Annotated in this window: 18 protein-coding genes; 9 read left to right on the top strand and 9 right to left on the bottom strand. The window is 44.1% G+C overall.

Going from position 1 to position 19,051, the window contains the following annotated elements; translation table 11 throughout:
• Positions 1–36 precede the first annotated feature (36 nt).
• The 4 genes from pdhR to xerD all read right to left on the bottom strand — a co-directional run bounded on the left by pdhR (position 37) and on the right by xerD (position 4,682).
• A complete protein-coding gene (pdhR, locus tag ACOSVQ_RS16945) occupies positions 37–807 on the bottom strand; it encodes a pyruvate dehydrogenase complex transcriptional repressor PdhR (protein ID WP_491983660.1) in 771 nt (256 codons plus the stop codon).
• A gap of 395 nt (positions 808–1,202) precedes the next feature.
• Positions 1,203–2,942, bottom strand: coding sequence for a single-stranded-DNA-specific exonuclease RecJ (gene recJ, locus ACOSVQ_RS16940; RefSeq protein ID WP_491983659.1), 1,740 nt, complete (start codon positions 2,940–2,942; stop codon positions 1,203–1,205).
• 64 nt (positions 2,943–3,006) lie between these two features.
• Positions 3,007–3,762, bottom strand: coding sequence for a bifunctional protein-disulfide isomerase/oxidoreductase DsbC (gene dsbC, locus ACOSVQ_RS16935; RefSeq protein WP_491983658.1), 756 nt, complete (start codon positions 3,760–3,762; stop codon positions 3,007–3,009).
• Positions 3,763–3,773: 11 nt separating this feature from the next.
• A complete protein-coding gene (gene xerD / locus ACOSVQ_RS16930; RefSeq protein WP_491983657.1) occupies positions 3,774–4,682 on the bottom strand; it encodes a site-specific tyrosine recombinase XerD in 909 nt (302 codons plus the stop codon).
• Between the two features lie 180 nt (positions 4,683–4,862).
• Here xerD and fldB point away from each other — a divergent pair, with 180 nt between their 5' ends.
• Positions 4,863–5,381 (top strand): flavodoxin FldB, encoded by a 519-nt coding sequence (fldB, locus tag ACOSVQ_RS16925; RefSeq protein ID WP_491983656.1) that lies wholly within the window; start codon positions 4,863–4,865, stop codon positions 5,379–5,381.
• A 2-nt stretch (positions 5,382–5,383) separates the two neighbouring features.
• Here fldB and ampD read toward each other — a convergent pair whose 3' ends face one another.
• Complete coding sequence (ampD, locus tag ACOSVQ_RS16920; protein WP_491983655.1) at positions 5,384–5,926, bottom strand: 1,6-anhydro-N-acetylmuramyl-L-alanine amidase AmpD; 543 nt, start codon at positions 5,924–5,926, stop codon at positions 5,384–5,386.
• A 133-nt stretch (positions 5,927–6,059) separates the two neighbouring features.
• On the opposite strand from ampD, the gene nadC reads away from it, so the two are divergent.
• The 8 genes from nadC to yacG all read left to right on the top strand — a co-directional run bounded on the left by nadC (position 6,060) and on the right by yacG (position 13,184).
• Positions 6,060–6,947, top strand: a complete 888-nt coding sequence (gene nadC / locus ACOSVQ_RS16915; protein ID WP_491983654.1) for a carboxylating nicotinate-nucleotide diphosphorylase — start codon at positions 6,060–6,062, stop codon at positions 6,945–6,947.
• A 256-nt stretch (positions 6,948–7,203) separates the two neighbouring features.
• A complete protein-coding gene (locus tag ACOSVQ_RS16910; protein WP_491983653.1) occupies positions 7,204–7,659 on the top strand; it encodes a pilin in 456 nt (151 codons plus the stop codon).
• Between the two features lie 10 nt (positions 7,660–7,669).
• Entirely contained in the window at positions 7,670–9,358 is a 1,689-nt protein-coding gene (gene pilB / locus ACOSVQ_RS16905) for a type IV-A pilus assembly ATPase PilB (protein WP_491983652.1), read from the top strand.
• A gap of 18 nt (positions 9,359–9,376) precedes the next feature.
• On the top strand, positions 9,377–10,603 hold the full coding sequence (locus ACOSVQ_RS16900) for a type II secretion system F family protein (protein ID WP_491983651.1): 1,227 nt from the start codon (positions 9,377–9,379) through the stop codon (positions 10,601–10,603).
• A 78-nt stretch (positions 10,604–10,681) separates the two neighbouring features.
• Positions 10,682–11,551, top strand: coding sequence for a prepilin peptidase (locus ACOSVQ_RS16895; RefSeq protein ID WP_491983650.1), 870 nt, complete (start codon positions 10,682–10,684; stop codon positions 11,549–11,551).
• Between the two features lie 3 nt (positions 11,552–11,554).
• Positions 11,555–12,163 carry a dephospho-CoA kinase gene (gene coaE, locus ACOSVQ_RS16890; protein WP_491983649.1) on the top strand — a complete coding sequence of 203 codons (609 nt, stop codon included), beginning with the start codon at positions 11,555–11,557 and terminating at the stop codon, positions 12,161–12,163.
• 31 nt (positions 12,164–12,194) lie between these two features.
• Positions 12,195–12,935 (top strand): cell division protein ZapD, encoded by a 741-nt coding sequence (zapD, locus tag ACOSVQ_RS16885; RefSeq protein ID WP_491983648.1) that lies wholly within the window; start codon positions 12,195–12,197, stop codon positions 12,933–12,935.
• Between the two features lie 45 nt (positions 12,936–12,980).
• A complete protein-coding gene (yacG, locus tag ACOSVQ_RS16880) occupies positions 12,981–13,184 on the top strand; it encodes a DNA gyrase inhibitor YacG (protein WP_491983647.1) in 204 nt (67 codons plus the stop codon).
• Positions 13,185–13,248: 64 nt separating this feature from the next.
• Here the strand turns inward: yacG and parC are convergent, their stop codons facing one another.
• The 4 genes from parC to cpdA form a co-directional block, all read right to left on the bottom strand.
• Positions 13,249–15,528, bottom strand: coding sequence for a DNA topoisomerase IV subunit A (parC, locus tag ACOSVQ_RS16875; protein WP_491983646.1), 2,280 nt, complete (start codon positions 15,526–15,528; stop codon positions 13,249–13,251).
• 3 nt (positions 15,529–15,531) lie between these two features.
• Positions 15,532–17,412, bottom strand: a complete 1,881-nt coding sequence (gene parE / locus ACOSVQ_RS16870; protein ID WP_491983645.1) for a DNA topoisomerase IV subunit B — start codon at positions 17,410–17,412, stop codon at positions 15,532–15,534.
• A 211-nt stretch (positions 17,413–17,623) separates the two neighbouring features.
• Complete coding sequence (yqiA, locus tag ACOSVQ_RS16865; protein ID WP_491983644.1) at positions 17,624–18,211, bottom strand: esterase YqiA; 588 nt, start codon at positions 18,209–18,211, stop codon at positions 17,624–17,626.
• Between the two features lies 1 nt (position 18,212).
• Complete coding sequence (gene cpdA, locus ACOSVQ_RS16860) at positions 18,213–19,034, bottom strand: 3',5'-cyclic-AMP phosphodiesterase (RefSeq protein ID WP_491983643.1); 822 nt, start codon at positions 19,032–19,034, stop codon at positions 18,213–18,215.
• Positions 19,035–19,051: the final 17 nt, after the last annotated feature.

The raw sequence follows: 19,051 nt of genomic DNA, 5'->3' as shown, positions 1-19,051 counted from the left end.
ATTGGTTGGATTCTATTTATAATCGCAATAAACCGCTTACTGCGGCTCATTACCCTGTTGGATACGACGTAAAGAACGCTCGCGGCGAGACTGTTCTCGGGTCAGTTCCAACAATGTTTCTTCAATATAAGCTAAATGAGAATGTGACATCTCGCGCGCCATATCAGGCTTACCAGAAACAATCGCATCCACGATGTTAGCTCGGTGCTTGTTTACTTTCTCAACCGCTTCTGGGCGGTTACGGAGTAATTTAAAATTCTGTAAAATGTTTTGCTCTAGCAAAGGCGCAAGACTACGTACGATATGCAGAATAACTACATTGTGAGTAGCTTCGGTAATGGCAATAAGAAATTCCATTACGGTTGAAGCTTCTGCTTCAAAATCGTGTTTTTCTTGGGCTTCGCTGATTCTCAATACGCTTGATTGAATGCGAGCAAAATCTTCTGCTGTACCACGTAAAGCTGCAAAGTAGGCAGAAATACCTTCTAGTGCATGTCGGGCTTCAAGTAAGTCCAGCTGAGTTTCTGAATGATTTGACAATAAATTTAGCAGAGGATCGGAGAAACTTTTCCAAATATGCTCACTAACGAACGTACCACCGCCTTGGCGACGGGTAAGAAGACGTTTAGCTTCTAAGCGTTGAATGGCTTCACGTACTGATGGACGAGAGACATCAAACTGTTTTGCTAACTCGCGTTCGGGTGGCAGCTGCTGTCCAGGAGACAGAGTTCCCTCGATAATCAACCTTTCCAACTCTTGTTCGATAACATCTGAGAGTTTCGGCTGACGAATCCTTTGATAAGCCATAATTTATTATTCTTCTACTCTTTATGCTTTTGTTGGTAATTGGTAATACCAATTTCAAATTGACGAAGAAATTAACATACTCACCGTGTAAGTGTCCAGTCAATTATTGACCCAAATCATAAAACACGGGTATTGGAAATACTTTATTAACAATAAAAATTATTTTTCAATACAACATTGGTCAGACCAATTACAAAATAGACACAGAACTGAAGTTATGGGTAATTAGTGTTACCAATTCATTGCATGAATAGAGCGAATGACTTTTTAGGACAAAAATCACAAATAGTTATCGTACAAGGTGCGGTTGGACTGATCGTTGTCACATTTACGATGAATGAAAAAAGCGGCTTAGAATAAAGCCGCGATTGGAAGAAGTTATTAGATTGTTGCAGTTATTTTGCTTCTAAATGGTCAATCATTAATTGTAATGACTGGTTTCCACGAAACTCATTGATGTCCAACTTGTACGCTAATCGTACTGTTTTCACTGAAGCATCAGGCCAACGACGCAAATCAACATTGAAGGCAATCCCATCAATCATGATGTTGGTTGGATGACTCTTGTGCAGTGGTTCTAACATTAACTTTAGGTGTTTTTCCCCAACCAGTTTTTGGTGAAGCACTTTAAACTCACCATCAAAAATAGGTTCTGGGAACGCTTGCCCCCACGGGCCGCCAGCTCGCAATGTTTCAGCGGTATGCATCGAAAACTCTTCAGGCTTGAGTTCGCCATCGGTCAGAATCACACCTTTTAACATCGCATCATCAAGATCTTGACGAACCACCTCGTCAAACAGCTTACAAAAATGCTCGAAGTCTTTCTCAGCGATCGTCAAACCGGCGGCCATCGCATGACCACCAAATTTTTTGATAATACCCGGATTTTGAGTATCGATTTTATCCAGCGCATCACGCATGTGCAGCCCAGCAACAGAGCGACAAGAGCCTTTAATCAGACCATCTCCACCATCAGCAAAAGCGATCACAGGACGGTGATATTGTTCTTTAACACGGGAAGCGAGAATCCCGATAACACCTTGGTGCCAATCTCTCTGGAACAGCACTAAACCATACGGCAGCTCACTATCTTTGCCAAACTCTAGACGCTCACAAAAAGCCATCGCTTCCTGCTTCATCCCTTCTTCGATATCTTTGCGCGTTTGGTTTAAACCATCTAATTCACTCGCCATACGACGAGCTGCGTGAATGTTGTTACACAACAGAAGCTCTACGCCAAAAGACATATCATCTAAACGACCGGCCGCATTAATTCGAGGTCCAAGAGCAAAACCAAAGTCTGATGCCACCAATTTGCTCGCATCACGCTTAGCAACTTCAATTAATGCCTGAATACCCGGTCTCGCTAAACCAGCGCGAATTCTCTGCAAACCTTGGTGCACAAGAATGCGGTTGTTCTCATCCAACGCAACAACATCAGCGACGGTGCCTAAAGCAACCAAATCGATAAGTTCCATCAGTTTGGGCTCTTGCATACCTTGCTCGGCAAAATAACCCACTTTGCGCATGTGAACACAAAGCGCCATCATCAGATAAAAAGCAACACCCACACCCGCCAATGACTTTGATGGAAACGCACATTGCTCAAGGTTTGGGTTTACCATCGCATCAACTTCTGGCAGCTCATTTCCCGGTAAATGATGGTCTGTTACCAATACCTGCAAGCCTTTCTGCTTTGCATAGCGAACACCGTCAATCGAGGAGACCCCATTATCCACCGTCATGATCATCTCAGCGCCTAGGCTGATCGCCTGATCAACCACTTCAGGGCTTAATCCATATCCATCTTCAAAACGGTTTGGAACCAGATAATCTACATTTCGGCTACCGAGCATACGCAGAGCAAGCACTGATAGCGCGGAGCTGGTTGCACCATCGGCATCAAAATCGCCAACAATTATTATGCGCTTTTGCTCTTGAATCGCTTGGTACAGCAATTCAACCGCCTGCTCTATGCCATGCAGTTTTTGATATGAGTGCAGTGCTTTTGCAGCTTTGTTTAACTGCTCTAAATCGGTGACACCACGATTTAAATACACTCGTTTCAAGATTGGCGGAATAGAGTCAGGTAGAAGGGATAAATCAGGTTCTGGTCTGCGTTGAATTTCGATCATAGCTGGATTTCTGTTATGCATAGAAACACAAACTTGGGTTTCCCCAAGTTTGTGTTTTGATTAATTATTGCTGCTGAAGGCGCTGCTCTAGTTGTGCTGGCGGTAGATAACCACCCACCATATCACCAGACGGTAAGAATATCGCTGGAGTGCCGCTGATACCCAATTCACGCCCAAGTTGGTAATGGTCGGTAATGGTTTGTTTACACTGAGCTAAATTTTTTCCTTTCGCCACCTCCGCTAAACTGCGGGTCACTTTTGCATTGTGCATCGCTGTTGCTGGATCATCAGAACACCAGATTTGCGCCATGCTGTCGGCTACCTGGCCATTAGCCCCTTGACGAGGGAAAGCTAAATAGCGAACCGTAATACCGCGCTTATTGTATTCCTTCATCTCCTGATGCAAACGAACACAATAGCCACAGGTAATATCGGTAAATACAGTCACAGCGTATTTTTCGTTGTCCGCTTTGTATTCGATCATGCTGTCTCTGAATTGTGCGATTTTCTCAGCATTGATTGGTGCTTGGCGCTTAGCCATCACATCCACATACGAACCATCTTCTGCAAGTTCATAAAGAGTACCGGCAATTAAGTATTTTCCATCTGGAGATGCGAACAACACACCACCTTCGGTTTTTACTTCAACCACTCCGTCAATCGAAGAAGGCACAACATCAATCACTGGCATACCCAGCTTTTCAAATTTATCGATGAAAACATCTTTATCGATTTCAGTGGCTGCTGATGAGCTAGCTGAAACACTGGCTAAAGCTAGAAATGGTACGAGAAGTAGAGTCAGTCGGCGGAATACGCTCATTAAAATCACCTTTAAGCCCTTGGATGGTGCTCACTATGTATTTGTTTAAGTCGCTCGGTTGCAACATGAGTATAAATTTGGGTGGTCGATAAGTCACTATGCCCCAAAAGCATCTGTACCACACGTAAATCAGCACCGTGATTTAATAAATGAGTTGCAAAAGCATGACGCAAAACGTGCGGAGAAAGCTTCTCAACATCAATTCCAGCAATCACAGCGTAATGCTTTATGCGGTGCCAAAACGTTTGTCTGGTCATCTGCTGTGCTCGTTTACTTGGGAAAACTACATCCGAAGTTTGCTGACCTAATAATTCAGACCGGCCTTGATGGAAAAAAGTTTCAATCCATTCAATCGCGTTTTCACCCATGGGAACTAAACGTTCCTTACCACCTTTACCAATGACGCGCACAACCCCTTGGCGTAAGCTGATATTTTCCGTAGTCAGAGACACCAATTCTGTTACACGTAGCCCCGTTGCATACAGCAGTTCAAGCATGGCTTTATCGCGCAGCTCTACGGGGTCATTTAAATCCTGAGCGTTGAGCAGTGCTTCAACCTGCTCTTCCGTCAAATCTTTAGGTAGGCGTTTAGGTAATTTCGGACTGACCATCAAAGCGGTTGGGTCATCACTGCGTACTTTTTCACGATGCAGATATTGAAACAAACGACGTATCGCGGACAACATTCGTGCTCGTGACGTCTGCTTGTAATCTTGGTCAATCAACCATGTTTGATACTCTTGCAGACCAGACAAACTGATGTAGTTTAAACGGTAGTTGTTCTTATTCATCCAGCCTAAAAGCTTTGTTAAATCATTACGATATGACACTACCGTATTTTCTGATAAACCTCTTTCAAGCCAAAGAGTATCTAAGAACTGCTCCATTATTCCTTGGTCAGGCAAAAATAATTCCGACACGTTTTCCTCTTTTTCTTATCTTTATGCGAGATGATGACGCTATGGCAAATTGCCACTTAGGCTACGAGATATCGCATGGATATACCATAAAAATCGGGCTGGCTCAGGATATTCGCTGCACTCTTCGTCATTTTATGTTTAGAATCCACCATTCCAGAGAAACAAAGAACTAAATAACGTATGAAGATTGGTCTATTTTACGGCTCAACTACCTGCTATACCGAAATGGCTGCCGAGAAAATGCGCGCTATTATTGGTGATGATCTGCTCGATATTCATAATGTAAAAGAGTCGCCACTCAGCTTAATGAGTGACTATGATCTGCTAATATTAGGCATCTCGACGTGGGACTTTGGAGAAATCCAAGAGGACTGGAATGAATTATGGGATCAAATAGATGGCGTACCGCTAAACGGCAAGTCCGTCGCATTGTTCGGCTTAGGCGATCAAGAAGGTTATGGCGAATGGTATCTGGATGCGATGGGACTGTTACACGACGAGATCAAGAAGACGGGAGCTAACATCATTGGCTACTGGCCGGTTGAAGGCTATACATTTGAAGCTTCCAAAGCGCTGACTGAAGACGGTACCCAATTTGTTGGTTTAGCTCTGGATGAAGACTCTCAATACGAACTCAGCGATGAACGCATTGCTACTTGGGTTGAGCAAGTGCTGATTGAGTACCAAGAGTCTCTTTAAGCTCAATCAAGCAAAGCGCGATACTTTATCCAGTCAAAAACAAGACCGGGATCGGTTTTACGCATCGGGGCAATATATTGGTGCCCCGTAATTCTAGGTACGGTAATTTTCTTATAGACCGTCATAAGCGCTTGGCTAAGCTTGGCTAGTGCCTGATATTGCTCTTCGGTATAAGCAACGAAATCCGTACCTTCCAGCTCAATACCTATCGAATAATCATTACAACGCTCTCTGCCCGCAAAAGAAGACTGACCTGCATGCCAAGCTCTGGCGGTAAAAGGGACAAACTGCACCACTTCTCCATCGCGCCTGATCAAGCAATGCGCAGAGACGCCCATTTTATGGATCACTTTGAAAAACGGATGCTCATCCGGATTTAGCTTTCCGGTAAAAAACTGCTCAATATAATCGCCCCCAAACTGTCCCGGCGGCAAACTAATGTTATGCACCACCAGCAAAGAGATATCTTTAATGTCGCTTCGCTCATCAAAATACGGTGACGGCACTTTGCGCGCATTGTGATACCAACCTTGGTTATCAATCATAAAGAGACCTTAGTTTATTCATTCAGAGCTTTTGATTTTAACCGTCTCACGAGGAAATGCGAGATTAAGGGCTGAATTTAAATCTTACTCAGCGTATTATTCGTGCCTCTGTTAATCCGGATTAAGATTTGCGATGAAAAATACTCACAATAGCCAAGAGCGCCTTGATTACCTAAAACAACAACTACCATTGGAAATTGCTCGTACCGTTGAAGCGACCCTAAAGGAAGATTTAGGTGGAACTCTCGACCCTACGGCTGATCTGACTGCAAATCTTATCCCTTCGGATGTACAAGGCACAGCCACTATCATCACTCGTGAACACGGTGTGTTCTGTGGTAAAGCATGGGCGGATGAAGTATTCAAACAATTGGGTGGCGAAGTCACGATTGACTGGAATGTTGAAGACGGCGATACAGTAGAGCCAAATCAGACACTGTGTACGCTTACAGGTCCAGCTCGAATTCTGCTTACAGGCGAGCGCAACGCAATGAACTTTATTCAGACGCTTTCTGGTTGTGCAACCACTACAGCGCAGTACGCAAAAGTATTGGAAGGTACAGACTGTCGCTTGCTCGACACCCGCAAAACCATTCCTGGTTTGCGTAGTGCTTTGAAATACGCGGTAGCTTGTGGCGGCGGATTTAACCATCGTATCGGCGTGTTTGATGCGTACTTGATTAAAGAGAATCACATCATCGCCAATGGTGGTATTACTCAAACCATTAAAACCGCAAAAGAACTTAATCCGGGTAAACCTGTTGAAGTTGAAACTGAGAGTCTAGATGAATTGCGTGAAGCGATTGAAGCAGGCGCAGACATCATTATGCTCGACAATTTCACGATGGATATGATGCGTGAAGCGGTTGCGATTAACGCAGGTCGTGCTGCGCTTGAAAACTCGGGTAATGTTACTTTAGAAACACTGCGCGAATACGCAGAAACGGGCGTCGATTACATTTCAGTAGGCGCGTTGACAAAACATGTCAGAGCCATGGATCTTTCCATGCGTTTCAAATAAGCGCTTTAAGTTAACTTCAATAAAAGTTACAGCCAAATCTGTTTCAATTCTAAGACCCGCTTCGGCGGGTTTTTAGTACCTTCCTGATACTCATTTCCCAACTATTGCGAAGCCAGTCGAAAGGTTTTGTTAGCTATATGAAATTGATTCTATAAATAAATCTCATCACTCGCGCAACTCAAACTCGGTCGTTCTCAATATCAAACTAAGCACATAACCTCTCAGTCCGAATAGCCCCAAAAAACGGAGAGAGGCAATGAAAACAAATCAGCTTAAAAAACAAAAAGGTTTTACCTTAATTGAATTGATGATTGTTGTTGCAATAATTGGCGTACTTTCAGCAATTGCAGTGCCAGCCTATCAAGACTATGTATCTCGTAGTGAAGCGGCTTCAGGACTGGCTACCCTAAGAGGACTTCAAACACCCGCTGAATTGGAATGGCAGCAAAACGGTAAGCTAACAAGTGTCGAGGCATTAGGTACAACAGCAGGTGCGAGTAAACTAGGAACGATTTCTGTTACCGATACAGGAGAGATCAAATTCAAGTTCACAGATGGAGCGCTTAAAGACAAACACGTCGCAATCAAACGAGGTACAACAGGATGGACGTGCGAAAATACAACTGCTATTGATTTGAAATCTTGCCCTCCAGCTACAACTTCAGCTGCAAGCGGCACAGGCGGCACAGGCGGCACAGGCGGTCAATCATAACTAGATCCACATGGTAACCAATCTAATTGCACTTTTGCTACAGGCTGACTTGCTCAGTACTGAGCAAGAGCAAAACGTGGTCAATCATATTGAAGCTTCTGGCGCTAGTGTGCCGGAAGCTTTGATCCAACTTGGAATAATAGAATCTACCAGTCTTGCGAACCATTTAAGTCAGCAGCTACGCATGCCTGTGACGGATCTTAGTAAGTTTGATTATGCTGATGTCTGCCAACAGCTCGGATTACGTGAACTGATCACTCGTTTTAATGCACTTCCTATCCAAAACCAAAATAACCAATTGCTTCTCGCAGTATCTGACCCTACTCACCCAAGCGTAGAAGATGAATTTCGTTTCACTACGGGATTAAATGTTGAGCTGGTACTTGCCTGTCATAAATCACTGCAAGCTGCGATTCGTCGGCTCTATGGCAAAAGCATTAGCGATGAGTCCAAACAGAACAAAGAAATAAGCCAAGATGAGCTGGCAAACTTAGTTCAACTCTCCGATGATGAACTCCAGTCGATTGAAGATCTCAGTCTCGATCAATCTCCTGTGAGTCGTTTTATCAATCAAATACTGCTTGATGCAGTGCGTAAAGGGGCTTCCGATATTCACTTCGAACCTTATGAAGATGCCTATCGTATCCGCCTACGCTGTGACGGTATTTTAGTAGAAACGCACCGCCCAGCGAGTCATCTTAGTCGGCGACTTGCCGCTCGTATCAAGATTCTCTCAAAACTCGATATTGCTGAGCGAAGGCTTCCTCAAGACGGGCGTATCAAGCTTCGTTTGAATAGAGATACGGCCATAGATATGCGCGTTTCTTCCTTACCGACTTTGTGGGGAGAAAAAATCGTATTACGTCTGCTCGATAGCAGCGCGGCTAATCTTGATATCGATAAACTTGGCTATGACGATATTCAAAAACAGCACTATTTAGATGCGCTAAAAAAACCGCAAGGCATGATTCTGATGACAGGCCCGACAGGGAGCGGAAAAACCGTTTCTCTTTATACAGGTCTGCGGATACTCAATACCTCTGAAATCAATATTTCCACCGCTGAAGATCCAGTTGAAATTAACTTATCAGGCGTCAATCAAGTACAAGTACATCCTAAAATCGGGTTCGGCTTTGCAGACGCGTTGAGATCTTTTTTACGCCAAGATCCAGATGTAGTCATGGTGGGTGAAATTCGTGATTTGGAAACCGCTGAAATAGCAGTAAAGGCCGCTCAAACAGGGCATCTTGTTTTATCGACTCTTCATACGAACTCAGCAGCAGAGACAGTCGTGCGCCTAGCTAACATGGGCGTTGAATCTTTCAACCTAGCTTCATCATTGAGTCTAATCATTGCTCAAAGGCTCGCTCGACGATTGTGCTCTCACTGTAAAATTCCCGTCACACCCTCCGTTACCCTACAAACTCAGTTTCAGCTGTCTGAAAATGAGACTATCTACGAGGCCAACCATTTAGGTTGTACAGAATGCACAGGTGGTTATGCGGGACGAGTTGGCATCTATGAAGTCATGGCTATCAATGCCGATCTTGCCGAAGCCATTATGAATAGAGCCAGCGTAGCGCAAATCGAAATGATCGCCAAAACCAATGGTATGAATACGCTCTTGGAATCTGGAGTGCAAAAAATGAAGCAAGGTGTCACTAGTCTCGCCGAACTGCAGCGTGTTCTTTATTTCTAACTTTTGGTGATCATTTCTATGAAAAAAAACACTAGCCCACAACTTAGTAGCTTTCGCTGGAAAGGAGTAAATAGCACAGGGAAAAAAGTGTCTGGGCAATTGCTGGCGATGACGGAAAGTGAAGTCCGAGACAAACTGTCCGAACAACATATAAAAGTAAAAAAAACGAAAAAAGGCAGTGTATCAATATTCATTCGACTGCTTCACCGAGTCAAAGGAAAAGACATTACTCTGCTTACTCGACAGCTTTCGACGATGTTGACAACAGGTGTTCCAATTGTTCAAGCGCTGAAATTGGTTGGAGATAATCACCGCAAAGCTGAAATGAAATCGATTCTGACTCAAATATCGAAAGGCGTTGAAGCTGGTACGCCCATTTCCAAAGCAATGCGAAATACCAGCAGTCATTTCGATTCTTTATACGTGGATTTAATTCAAACCGGCGAGCAATCTGGCAACTTAGCCGAAGTTTTCGAGCGTTTAGCTACGTATAGGGAGAAAAGCGAAGAGTTAAAAGCAAAAGTTATTAAGGCATTGATTTATCCAGCAATGGTAGTGCTCGTTGCCTTAACTGTTTCTTATTTGATGCTTACCATGGTCATTCCAGAGTTTGAAACGATGTTCAGTGGTTTTGGCGCAGAACTGCCATGGTTTACACAACAGGTATTAAAACTGTCTCATGGAGTTCAGTCATACAGTTTTATTGCTCTTGTCAGCCTCATTGTTTCATTCCTAGGATTTCGCACTGCGAGAAAAAAGTCATTCCTGTTTCGATTAAAAACCAGTCGTCTGGGATTGAAATGTCCGGTAATTGGAGGCGTTCTCGCCAAAGCAGCTATAGCCAAATTTAGCCGAACTTTAGCCACCAGCTTTAGCGCCGGTATTCCTATCCTTTCCAGCTTAAAAACCACCGCTAAAACAGCCGGCAATATACATTTTGAATATGCCATCGATGAAGTTCACAGAGATACCGCATCTGGGATGCCTATGTATATTGCGATGCGAAACACTGAAGCATTTCCTGAAATGGTTTTACAAATGGTGATGATTGGCGAAGAGTCCGGAAGGCTTGATGATATGCTTAATAAAATTGCTTCGATCTACGAATTTGAAGTCGACAACACCGTCGATAATCTCGGCAAAATTCTTGAACCTTTAATTATTGTGTTTCTCGGGGTCGTTGTAGGTGGTTTGGTTGTAGCAATGTATTTGCCAATCTTTAACTTAATGAGCGTGTTGGGGTAATATAATCATCATTAACGCATTCAACAGCTTAGTTTTAATGAATCGCCCCCTATTTCACCGTGGCAAATGAGCGAACAAATGGACATTTTTGATTACTATCCTTGGCTTTTCGTAGCATCTGCCTCTCTTCTTGGTTTAATAATCGGCAGCTTCCTTAATGTCGTAATTTATAGACTGCCTAAAATGATGGAACGTGAATGGCGTCAAGAATGTGCTGACTATTTCCCTGAATCTAATATTCAACCGCCAGAAGGCAAACTGACACTAAGCACACCACGCTCAACTTGCCCAAGCTGCCAAACACCTCTACGAATAATCGACAACGTTCCAATCATTAGTTGGTTGCTGTTACGCGGTAAATGCGCCCATTGCAAAACGTCTATAAGCGCGCGGTACCCTTTGATTGAACTACTCACTGCGGTAGTCAGCTTTGTTGTGGCACAACACTTTGGTTTTAGTTACTTCACTATCGCCTTACTGTTCTTCAGCTATGTCCTTATCGCCGCAACTTTTATCGATTTGGATACCATGCTGCTGCCCGATCAACTGACATTACCACTGCTGTGGGCTGGTATTACTCTTTCACTCATGGGTGTTAGCCCAATCTCGCTCCAAGATGCCATCATTGGCGCTATTACGGGTTACTTGGCGTTATGGTCAGTGTATTGGGCATTTAAACTGACAACGGGCAAAGAGGGAATGGGATACGGTGATTTCAAACTACTTGCCGCTCTTGGTGCTTGGCTAGGCTGGCAGCAGCTACCAATGATTATTCTGCTTTCATCTCTTGTGGGACTTGTGTTTGGTATCATTCAATTGCGATTAAAAAAGCAGGGCATCGATAAAGCGTTCCCATTTGGACCTTATATTGCGATTGCAGGATGGATAGCGCTGCTATGGGGACACCAAATTATTGATAGCTACTACTCTTATCTATTGGGGTACTAAACGATGGCATTAGTAATTGGCCTCACTGGCGGTATCGCAAGCGGCAAAACGACGGTTGCCAACCTATTTCATGACCAATTTGGAATTGAGATTGTTGACGCGGATATTATCGCTCGACAAGTCGTAGAAAAAGGCAGTGAAGGTCTGCAAGCCATTCACCAACATTTTGGTGATGACATATTAACAGCTGAAGGTGAACTTAACCGAGCCGAACTTCGAAAGCGAATCTTTGCTAACCAAGACGAAAAAGCTTGGGTAAACCAGTTACTTCATCCGATGATTCGTCAACGAATGGAGCAAGAACTGAAAAACGTGACCTCTTCTTATGCGTTATTGGTGGTTCCGTTACTTACCGAGAACAACTTGCAGCATATGGCTGACCGGATTTTAGTCGTTGATGTGGATGAAAAAACTCAAATAGAAAGAACAATGAACCGAGACAAAGTTCCTATTGAGCAAGCAAAATCCATCTTAGCCGCACAAGCAACTCGTGAACAACGTTTAGCCATTGCCGACGATGTGATTAAAAATGATGCGAAAAACCAGAAACTTTTGCCTCAAATCACAGAATTACACAAAAAGTACCTAGCCATTAGCCGTAAAAATCTGTGAGAATAAGCCGAAAGGACGCAAGGCAAATCTGATGACAACACATAAGTTTGAACACCCTCTGAATGAAAAAACTCGTATTTACTTACGCGTTGAGGCTTTACTGCACCAGATGGAAAAAGCATCAGCCTTTGCTGACAGTATTCAGCACCAGTTATTTTTCCGTTCTTTATTTGATCTACTCGAAATCTTTGAGCAAATACAACTAAAGAGTGAACTGGCAAAAGATATCGAAAAACAGCGTCTCACTTACCGTAGTTGGCTGAATGTCGACGGTGTTGATCAAAACATGCTGACAACACTGCTGAATGAAGTTGATGAAGTACACCGCAATCTCATGAGTGCAGACCGTTTTGGTCAGTCTCTAAAGGAAGATCGCTTCCTGTCGGCTATTCGACAGCGTTTTAACCTTCCTGGTGGCTCATGCTGCTTTGACCTTCCTGCATTACATTACTGGCTACATTTATCGTTAGAGAAAAAGACTCAAGATGCTAATAAGTGGATGAGCACTTTAAAACCACTATTAGACGCGCTTACTCTTTGGCTCAAACTTACTCGTGAAACGGGTTCATTTAAACCACGCATTGCTCAAGCTGGATTCTTCCAAAGTGATGCAGAAGACGCCAACATCCTACGCCTATCGATTCCACTCGAATATGGTGTCTACCCAATGATCTCAGGGCATAAAAATCGTTTTGCGATTAAATTTATCGACTTTAAAACTGGGCAAGCCAGCTCTGAAGAGATACCCTTTGACCTTGCTGTGTGCTGCTGAGTAAATCACTCTTAGCACACAAACCATCATTCATAGGAAATCCAGATGTCGTCCAAAAAGCCTACTGTGGTGAAATGCCCTCAATGCAAACAAGATGTAGTATGGAGCGAGCAAAGCGCTCATCGTCCTTTTTGCAGCAAGAAATGCCAGATGATCGATTTCGGTGAATGGGCAGATGAAGAGAATGCCATTGCTGGCGCACCCGATATGTCTGATTCAGACGGGTGGTCTGAAGAGTATCACTCTTAATTTCATTGTGAATTTGAGGCATAAAAAAGCCCCGAATGTCGGGGCTTTTTTACGTTTCTTAGAATTACTCTTCAGACTCAGAGTTAGCTTCTGTATTTGCGGCATCAATTTCAATGTCCGTCACGCGCTGCAGACCTCTAGGCAGTAAGCCGCCTCGACGACCACGCTCACCTCGGAAGTTCTCAAGATCACTCGGTTTCAGGCCAAGTTTACGCTTTCCAGCATAGAGAGTGACTGAAGCACCACTTGGTAATGCAATCAGGTGAGAGACAAATTCTTCACGAGACTTCGCTTTTGCTGCCGGAATATTGATGATCTTATTACCTTTACCTTTACCTAGCTGTGGTAAATCTTTAATTGGGAACAGCAACATACGCCCCAAGTTAGTAATGGTTAAGATTTCATCACTATCAAGATCACTGATCGCTTGTGGCGTCATGATTTCAGAGTTTTCAGGCAAGGTCACCAAAGCTTTACCGCTGCGGTTCTTAGAAAGAAGATCTGTACCTTTACAGACGAAGCCGTAGCCTGCATCAGAACCCACGAGCCACAGCTGTTCTTCTTCGCCCATGATTACCTGACGAATCGTTGTCCCTTCTGCCACATTCAAACGACCAGTCAGAGGCTCACCCTGACCGCGAGCGGATGGCAAGGTATGTGACTCAAGTGAGTAACTGCGACCGTCGCTGCCAAAGAAGACAGCTTGCTGGTTACTCTTGCCACTCGCTTGAGCTAAGTAAGCATCACCGGCTTTATAGCTTAGGCTGTTACCATCCACATCATGCCCTTTCGCATGACGAATCCAACCTTTTTCAGACAACACCACTGTGATCATTTCACTTGGCATTAGATCGCGTTCAGTCAGAGCTTTTGCTTCTTCACGCTCAACCAATGGCGAGCGGCGATCATCACCGTACTTCTCAGCGTCAGCTTTAATCTCTTTTTTCAGTAGTGTGTTCAGACGACGTTCAGAACCTAGTAACTCTTCAAGTTTCTTGCGCTCTTTCTCTAGTTCGTCTTGCTCACCACGGATCTTCATCTCTTCCAGTTTCGCTAAGTTACGAAGTCTGGTGTCTAGAATCGCATCCGCTTGAATATCAGTAATTCCGAAACGAGCCATCAAAACAGCTTTTGGATCATCTTCCGTACGGATGATTTCAATCACTTCATCAAGGTTTAGGTAAGCAACCAGCAAACCTTCCAAGATGTGCAAGCGAGCCATCACTTTATCAAGACGGAATTGAAGACGACGACGTACGCTAGTACGGCGGAATTCGATCCATTCGTTAAGGATACTTACTAAACCTTTCACCTGAGGACGGTTATCTAGACCAATCATGTTCAGGTTTACGCGGAAGCTTTTCTCTAAATCGGTAGAAGCGAACAGGTGACTCATTAGCAAATCGCAATCCACGCGGTTTGAGCGCGGAACGATAACGATACGAGTCGGGTTTTCGTGGTCAGATTCATCACGTAGGTCATCAACCATAGGTAGTTTCTTCGCACGCATCTGGTTAGCAATTTGCTCCAGAAGTTTTGCTCCAGAAACTTGGTGTGGAAGTGCCGTGATAACAATATCCGAACCTTCTTTGTGCCAAATAGCACGAGCTTTGATACTGCCGCGTCCGGTACGATAAATTTTCTCAAGGTCTTCTTTCGGTGAGATGATTTCCGCTTCAGTTGGATAATCCGGACCTTTCACAAACTGCATTACTTCAGACAGTTCTGAATTCGGTTTATCGATCAGATGGATAGTCGCATCGGCAATTTCACGTACGTTGTGAGGCGGAATATCTGTCGCCATACCAACAGCAATACCCGTCACACCATTGAGCAAAATGTGAGGTAGACGTGCAGGCAACATTTGTGGCTCTTTCATTGTGCCATCAAAGTTTGGTTGCCAATCAACGTTGCCTTGACCAAGCTCACCAAGTAGTACTTCAGCAAACTTCGACAGTTTTGCTTCGGTATAACGCATCGCCGCGAAAGATTTCGGGTCATCTGGCGCACCCCAGTTACCTTGACCGTCAACCAATGGGTAACGGTAAGAGAACGGCTGAGCCATCAATACCATCGCTTCATAACATGCAGAGTCGCCATGAGGGTGGTATTTACCCAACACGTCACCAACCGTACGTGCCGATTTTTTGTATTTTGCCGCAGCGGAAAGACCCAGCTCCGACATTGCATAAATAATGCGTCGTTGAACCGGTTTTAAGCCATCACCAATGTATGGCAAGGCACGGTCCATGATTACGTACATCGAGTAGTTGAGGTAAGCATCTTCCGTAAACTTACGCATTGGAAGCTGTTCAACGCCCTCGAAGTTAATTTCAGTCGTCATTCATTACACCTCAGCCAAATCGCCGTTGCTTTGCAGCCAAGTACGACGGTCATCCGCACGTTTCTTGCCTAGTAGCATGTCCATCATCTCGTCAGTTGCGGTCTCATCATCAATCGTAAGCTGAACTAAACGGCGAGTGTTCGGATCCATAGTCGTTTCACGCAATTGAAGTGGGTTCATCTCACCCAGACCTTTGAATCGCTGAACGTTAATTTTGGCTTTCTTCTGGCTTAGTCGCTCCAAAATACCTTCTTTCTCTGCGTCATCTAACGCATAGAAAACTTCTTTACCACAGTCGATACGGTAGAGAGGTGGCATAGCAACATAGATATGACCTGCTTTGGTCAGTGCTTGGAAGTGCTTAGTAAACAGAGCACAAAGCAGAGTCGCGATATGAAGACCATCCGAGTCAGCATCGGCAAGGATACAGATTTTGCCATAACGCAGTCCGCTTAAGTCATCACTATCTGGGTCGATACCCAACGCCACAGAGATATCGTGAACTTCTTGAGAAGCCAGAACTTGGTCAGCGGATACTTCCCAAGTATTTAGAATTTTACCGCGCAGAGGCATAACAGCTTGAAATTCGCGGTCACGAGCTTGTTTCGCACTGCCACCCGCAGAATCCCCTTCCACGAAGAAAATTTCTGTACGGCTAAGATCTTGTACTGAACAATCAGTCAACTTACCTGGCAGCGCAGGGCCAGACGCGACTTTCTTACGTACGACTTTTTTGCTCGCACGCATACGGCTGTGAGCATTCGCAATACAGACTTCCGCTAATTGTTCTGCAAGCTGTGGCTTTTCATTCAGCCACAAGCTGAACGAATCTTTAACTACACCAGAAACGAAAGCGGCTGTTTGGCGAGATGAAAGACGCTCTTTAGTTTGACCAGCAAATTGTGGATCTTGCATCTTCACCGAAAGAACATAAGCACAGCGGTCGAATACGTCTTCACCCGTTAGCTTAACGCCACGAGGGAGCAAGTTGCGGAATTCACAGAACTCACGCATTGCATCCAGTAAACCCTGACGCAAACCGTTAACGTGTGTACCACCTTGCGCTGTCGGAATTAAGTTAACGTAACTCTCCGTAATGAGCTCACCACCTTCAGGAAGCCAAATAACGGCCCAAGTCGCAGCTTCTGTCTCAGCCTTAAATTCACCTGTGAATGGGTCTTCAGGCAGAACAACAGAATCTTTTACACCTTCGGTGAGATAGTCTTTTAAACCATCTTCATACAGCCAGCGGTACTCTTTATCATTCACCTTATCGGTAAATGTAATTTCTAGCCCCGGACACAGAACTGCTTTCGCTCGCAAGTTATTGACTAAGCGTGATACGGAGAAATTAGGATAATCAAAATAAGAGGTATCAGGCCAGAAATGAACGCTGGTACCGCGGTTACGACGACCGCAGGTTCCTGTCACGGTAAGATCAGAAACTTTGTTACCGTGTTCGAAAGCAATTTCATACACTTGACCATCACGACGCACTGCTACTTCAACGCGTTTTGAAAGTGCGTTAACAACCGAGATACCTACACCGTGCAGACCGCCTGAGAATTGGTAGTTTTTATTTGAGAACTTACCACCAGCGTGAAGCTTACAGAAGATAAGCTCTACGCCAGAAATTTTTTCTTCTGGGTGAATATCTACAGGCATACCTCGACCATCATCAATCACTTCTAGAGACTGATCGGCATGAAGGATCACCTGAACCTTTGTGGCATGTCCGGCCAACGCTTCATCGACACTGTTGTCGATAACCTCTTGCCCAAGGTGGTTTGGGCGCGTTGTATCCGTGTACATCCCAGGCCTGCGACGCACTGGTTCTAAGCCATTAAGGACTTCAATGGCTCCAGCATTATATTGTTCTGTCATAATATGTAATGCTTTTATCGATAAATAATTGGTAACTTTACATCTCGTTTATTAACGCTTTATTTTTCTAACAATAAGCCAAGAATTAACGTGTTTTTTAACACTTAAACGAGAAAAGTCTAAGAGGAACATAGTCTGGAAGAGAAGGACTGATGTCAAGTGACATCAGTTAGCGACAAGCAAAATTATGACTCTAACCTCAATGAAAAGGTTATAAGTCTAAGAATTCGATGATTTGAGCAGGATAACGTTCAAAATCAATAAAACTGTGGTCACCGCCTTCTTCTACCGTCTGTTTGGAGTCTGCGTACTTTTCAACAGCTTGGCGGTAATCCAGTACTTCATCTTTAGTTTGTTGAAGTAGCCAAAAATCTTGTGGAGATTTCAAAACAGGCACGTCCAACTCTTTCAACTCTTGAATGTGGGACTCATTCAATACATAGCGTTCTTTAGTATAGGGATTCTCTTGTTGACCAAGAAAACCAGCAAGAAGCTCGTATGGTTTAACCGCGGGATTAACCAACACAGCAGGAAATCCAAACTGAGCGTTCAACCAAGTTGAAAGGTAGCCACCTAACGAACTTCCGACTAGTCCAATCTGGTAATCATTCTTGTATTGATTGACAACATCAAGAAGATGCTCTGCAGCTTGAGCTGGAAAGCTAGGTAATTTAGGGACTATCACGGTTATGTCAGGACGATGGAGCTTGCAGTATTCACTCATAACTTGCGCCTTATGAGATAAGGGCGAGCTGTTAAAGCCGTGAATATAAAGAAGTAAAGTTGGACGTTTTGACATATCAGTAACCGCTAGCTTCAAAATCAGGCTGAAACACACCATTAGGTAAGCGTTTTACTGTGCTCATGACAGTGCCATCTGAACATAATTCAAGCTCGCGCCAACCCGGTGACGTTTTATCAAGCGCAAATTCGTTCGAGTTTGGCTTAAATTGTACGCAAGTCGATGGTGTCGCCATCACTCTCACGCCTAAATGTTCTCTGTCCATATTCTGATGCACGTGACCACATAAGACAGCTTTTACATTGTTGTGACGTTTAACTACATCCCAAAACGATTCGCTATCTTTCAATGTATGTTGATCAAGCCATGCACTACCGACGAGTAAAGGATGGTGATGCAGAAGAACCAGTGTGTATCTTTCAGGATACTCAGAAAGCTTCTCTTCTAATAGAGCCAACTGATGATCGCTTAAACGTCCATGAGGCACACCGACGACTTGCGAATCCAATAGAACCATTTGCCAATGGTCTCCAAGCAATACGTGCTCAGAAGTACGAATCTGTGGCGACGGCAATACCACACCCATATTTGGTTTATAGTCGTGATTTCCAGGCAGCCAAAAACAGTCTTTCTTCAGTGATTGGATACCATCAGAAAAACGTTGATACGATTGAGCGCTATGGTCTTGAGAAATATCGCCCGTTGCGAGAATGGCGTCATACTGTACTTGCTTTGCACAGATCTCTTTAACCACCGCACGAAAGCTGTCAGCAGTATTCACACTGAGCAAACAACCATCATCAGGCGCAAATAAATGTGTATCCGTTATCTGTACAAGCTTTATGCTGTCTGGATTGTCTATACTGGGCGACACGTTCAAATTCGATAAACCTAACT

Source organism: Vibrio sp. HM8-C, from assembly GCF_058630515.1.
Note: the sequence above shows the minus strand (reverse complement) of the source record. Positions and strands in the feature narration are given on the sequence as shown.

What these genes read in the sequence shown, in the direction of transcription:
- pdhR (WP_491983660.1), bottom strand. Translation starts at nt 807, where the DNA reads ATGGCTTATCAAAGGATTCGTCAGCCGAAACTCTCAGATGTTATCGAA.
- recJ (WP_491983659.1), bottom strand. Translation starts at nt 2,942, where the DNA reads ATGATCGAAATTCAACGCAGACCAGAACCTGATTTATCCCTTCTACCT.
- dsbC (WP_491983658.1), bottom strand. Translation starts at nt 3,762, where the DNA reads ATGAGCGTATTCCGCCGACTGACTCTACTTCTCGTACCATTTCTAGCT.
- fldB (WP_491983656.1), top strand. Translation starts at nt 4,863, where the DNA reads ATGAAGATTGGTCTATTTTACGGCTCAACTACCTGCTATACCGAAATG.
- ampD (WP_491983655.1), bottom strand. Translation starts at nt 5,926, where the DNA reads ATGATTGATAACCAAGGTTGGTATCACAATGCGCGCAAAGTGCCGTCA.
- nadC (WP_491983654.1), top strand. Translation starts at nt 6,060, where the DNA reads ATGAAAAATACTCACAATAGCCAAGAGCGCCTTGATTACCTAAAACAA.
- ACOSVQ_RS16910 (WP_491983653.1), top strand. Translation starts at nt 7,204, where the DNA reads ATGAAAACAAATCAGCTTAAAAAACAAAAAGGTTTTACCTTAATTGAA.
- pilB (WP_491983652.1), top strand. Translation starts at nt 7,670, where the DNA reads ATGGTAACCAATCTAATTGCACTTTTGCTACAGGCTGACTTGCTCAGT.
- ACOSVQ_RS16900 (WP_491983651.1), top strand. Translation starts at nt 9,377, where the DNA reads ATGAAAAAAAACACTAGCCCACAACTTAGTAGCTTTCGCTGGAAAGGA.
- ACOSVQ_RS16895 (WP_491983650.1), top strand. Translation starts at nt 10,682, where the DNA reads ATGGACATTTTTGATTACTATCCTTGGCTTTTCGTAGCATCTGCCTCT.
- coaE (WP_491983649.1), top strand. Translation starts at nt 11,555, where the DNA reads ATGGCATTAGTAATTGGCCTCACTGGCGGTATCGCAAGCGGCAAAACG.
- zapD (WP_491983648.1), top strand. Translation starts at nt 12,195, where the DNA reads ATGACAACACATAAGTTTGAACACCCTCTGAATGAAAAAACTCGTATT.
- yacG (WP_491983647.1), top strand. Translation starts at nt 12,981, where the DNA reads ATGTCGTCCAAAAAGCCTACTGTGGTGAAATGCCCTCAATGCAAACAA.
- parC (WP_491983646.1), bottom strand. Translation starts at nt 15,528, where the DNA reads ATGACGACTGAAATTAACTTCGAGGGCGTTGAACAGCTTCCAATGCGT.
- parE (WP_491983645.1), bottom strand. Translation starts at nt 17,412, where the DNA reads ATGACAGAACAATATAATGCTGGAGCCATTGAAGTCCTTAATGGCTTA.
- yqiA (WP_491983644.1), bottom strand. Translation starts at nt 18,211, where the DNA reads ATGTCAAAACGTCCAACTTTACTTCTTTATATTCACGGCTTTAACAGC.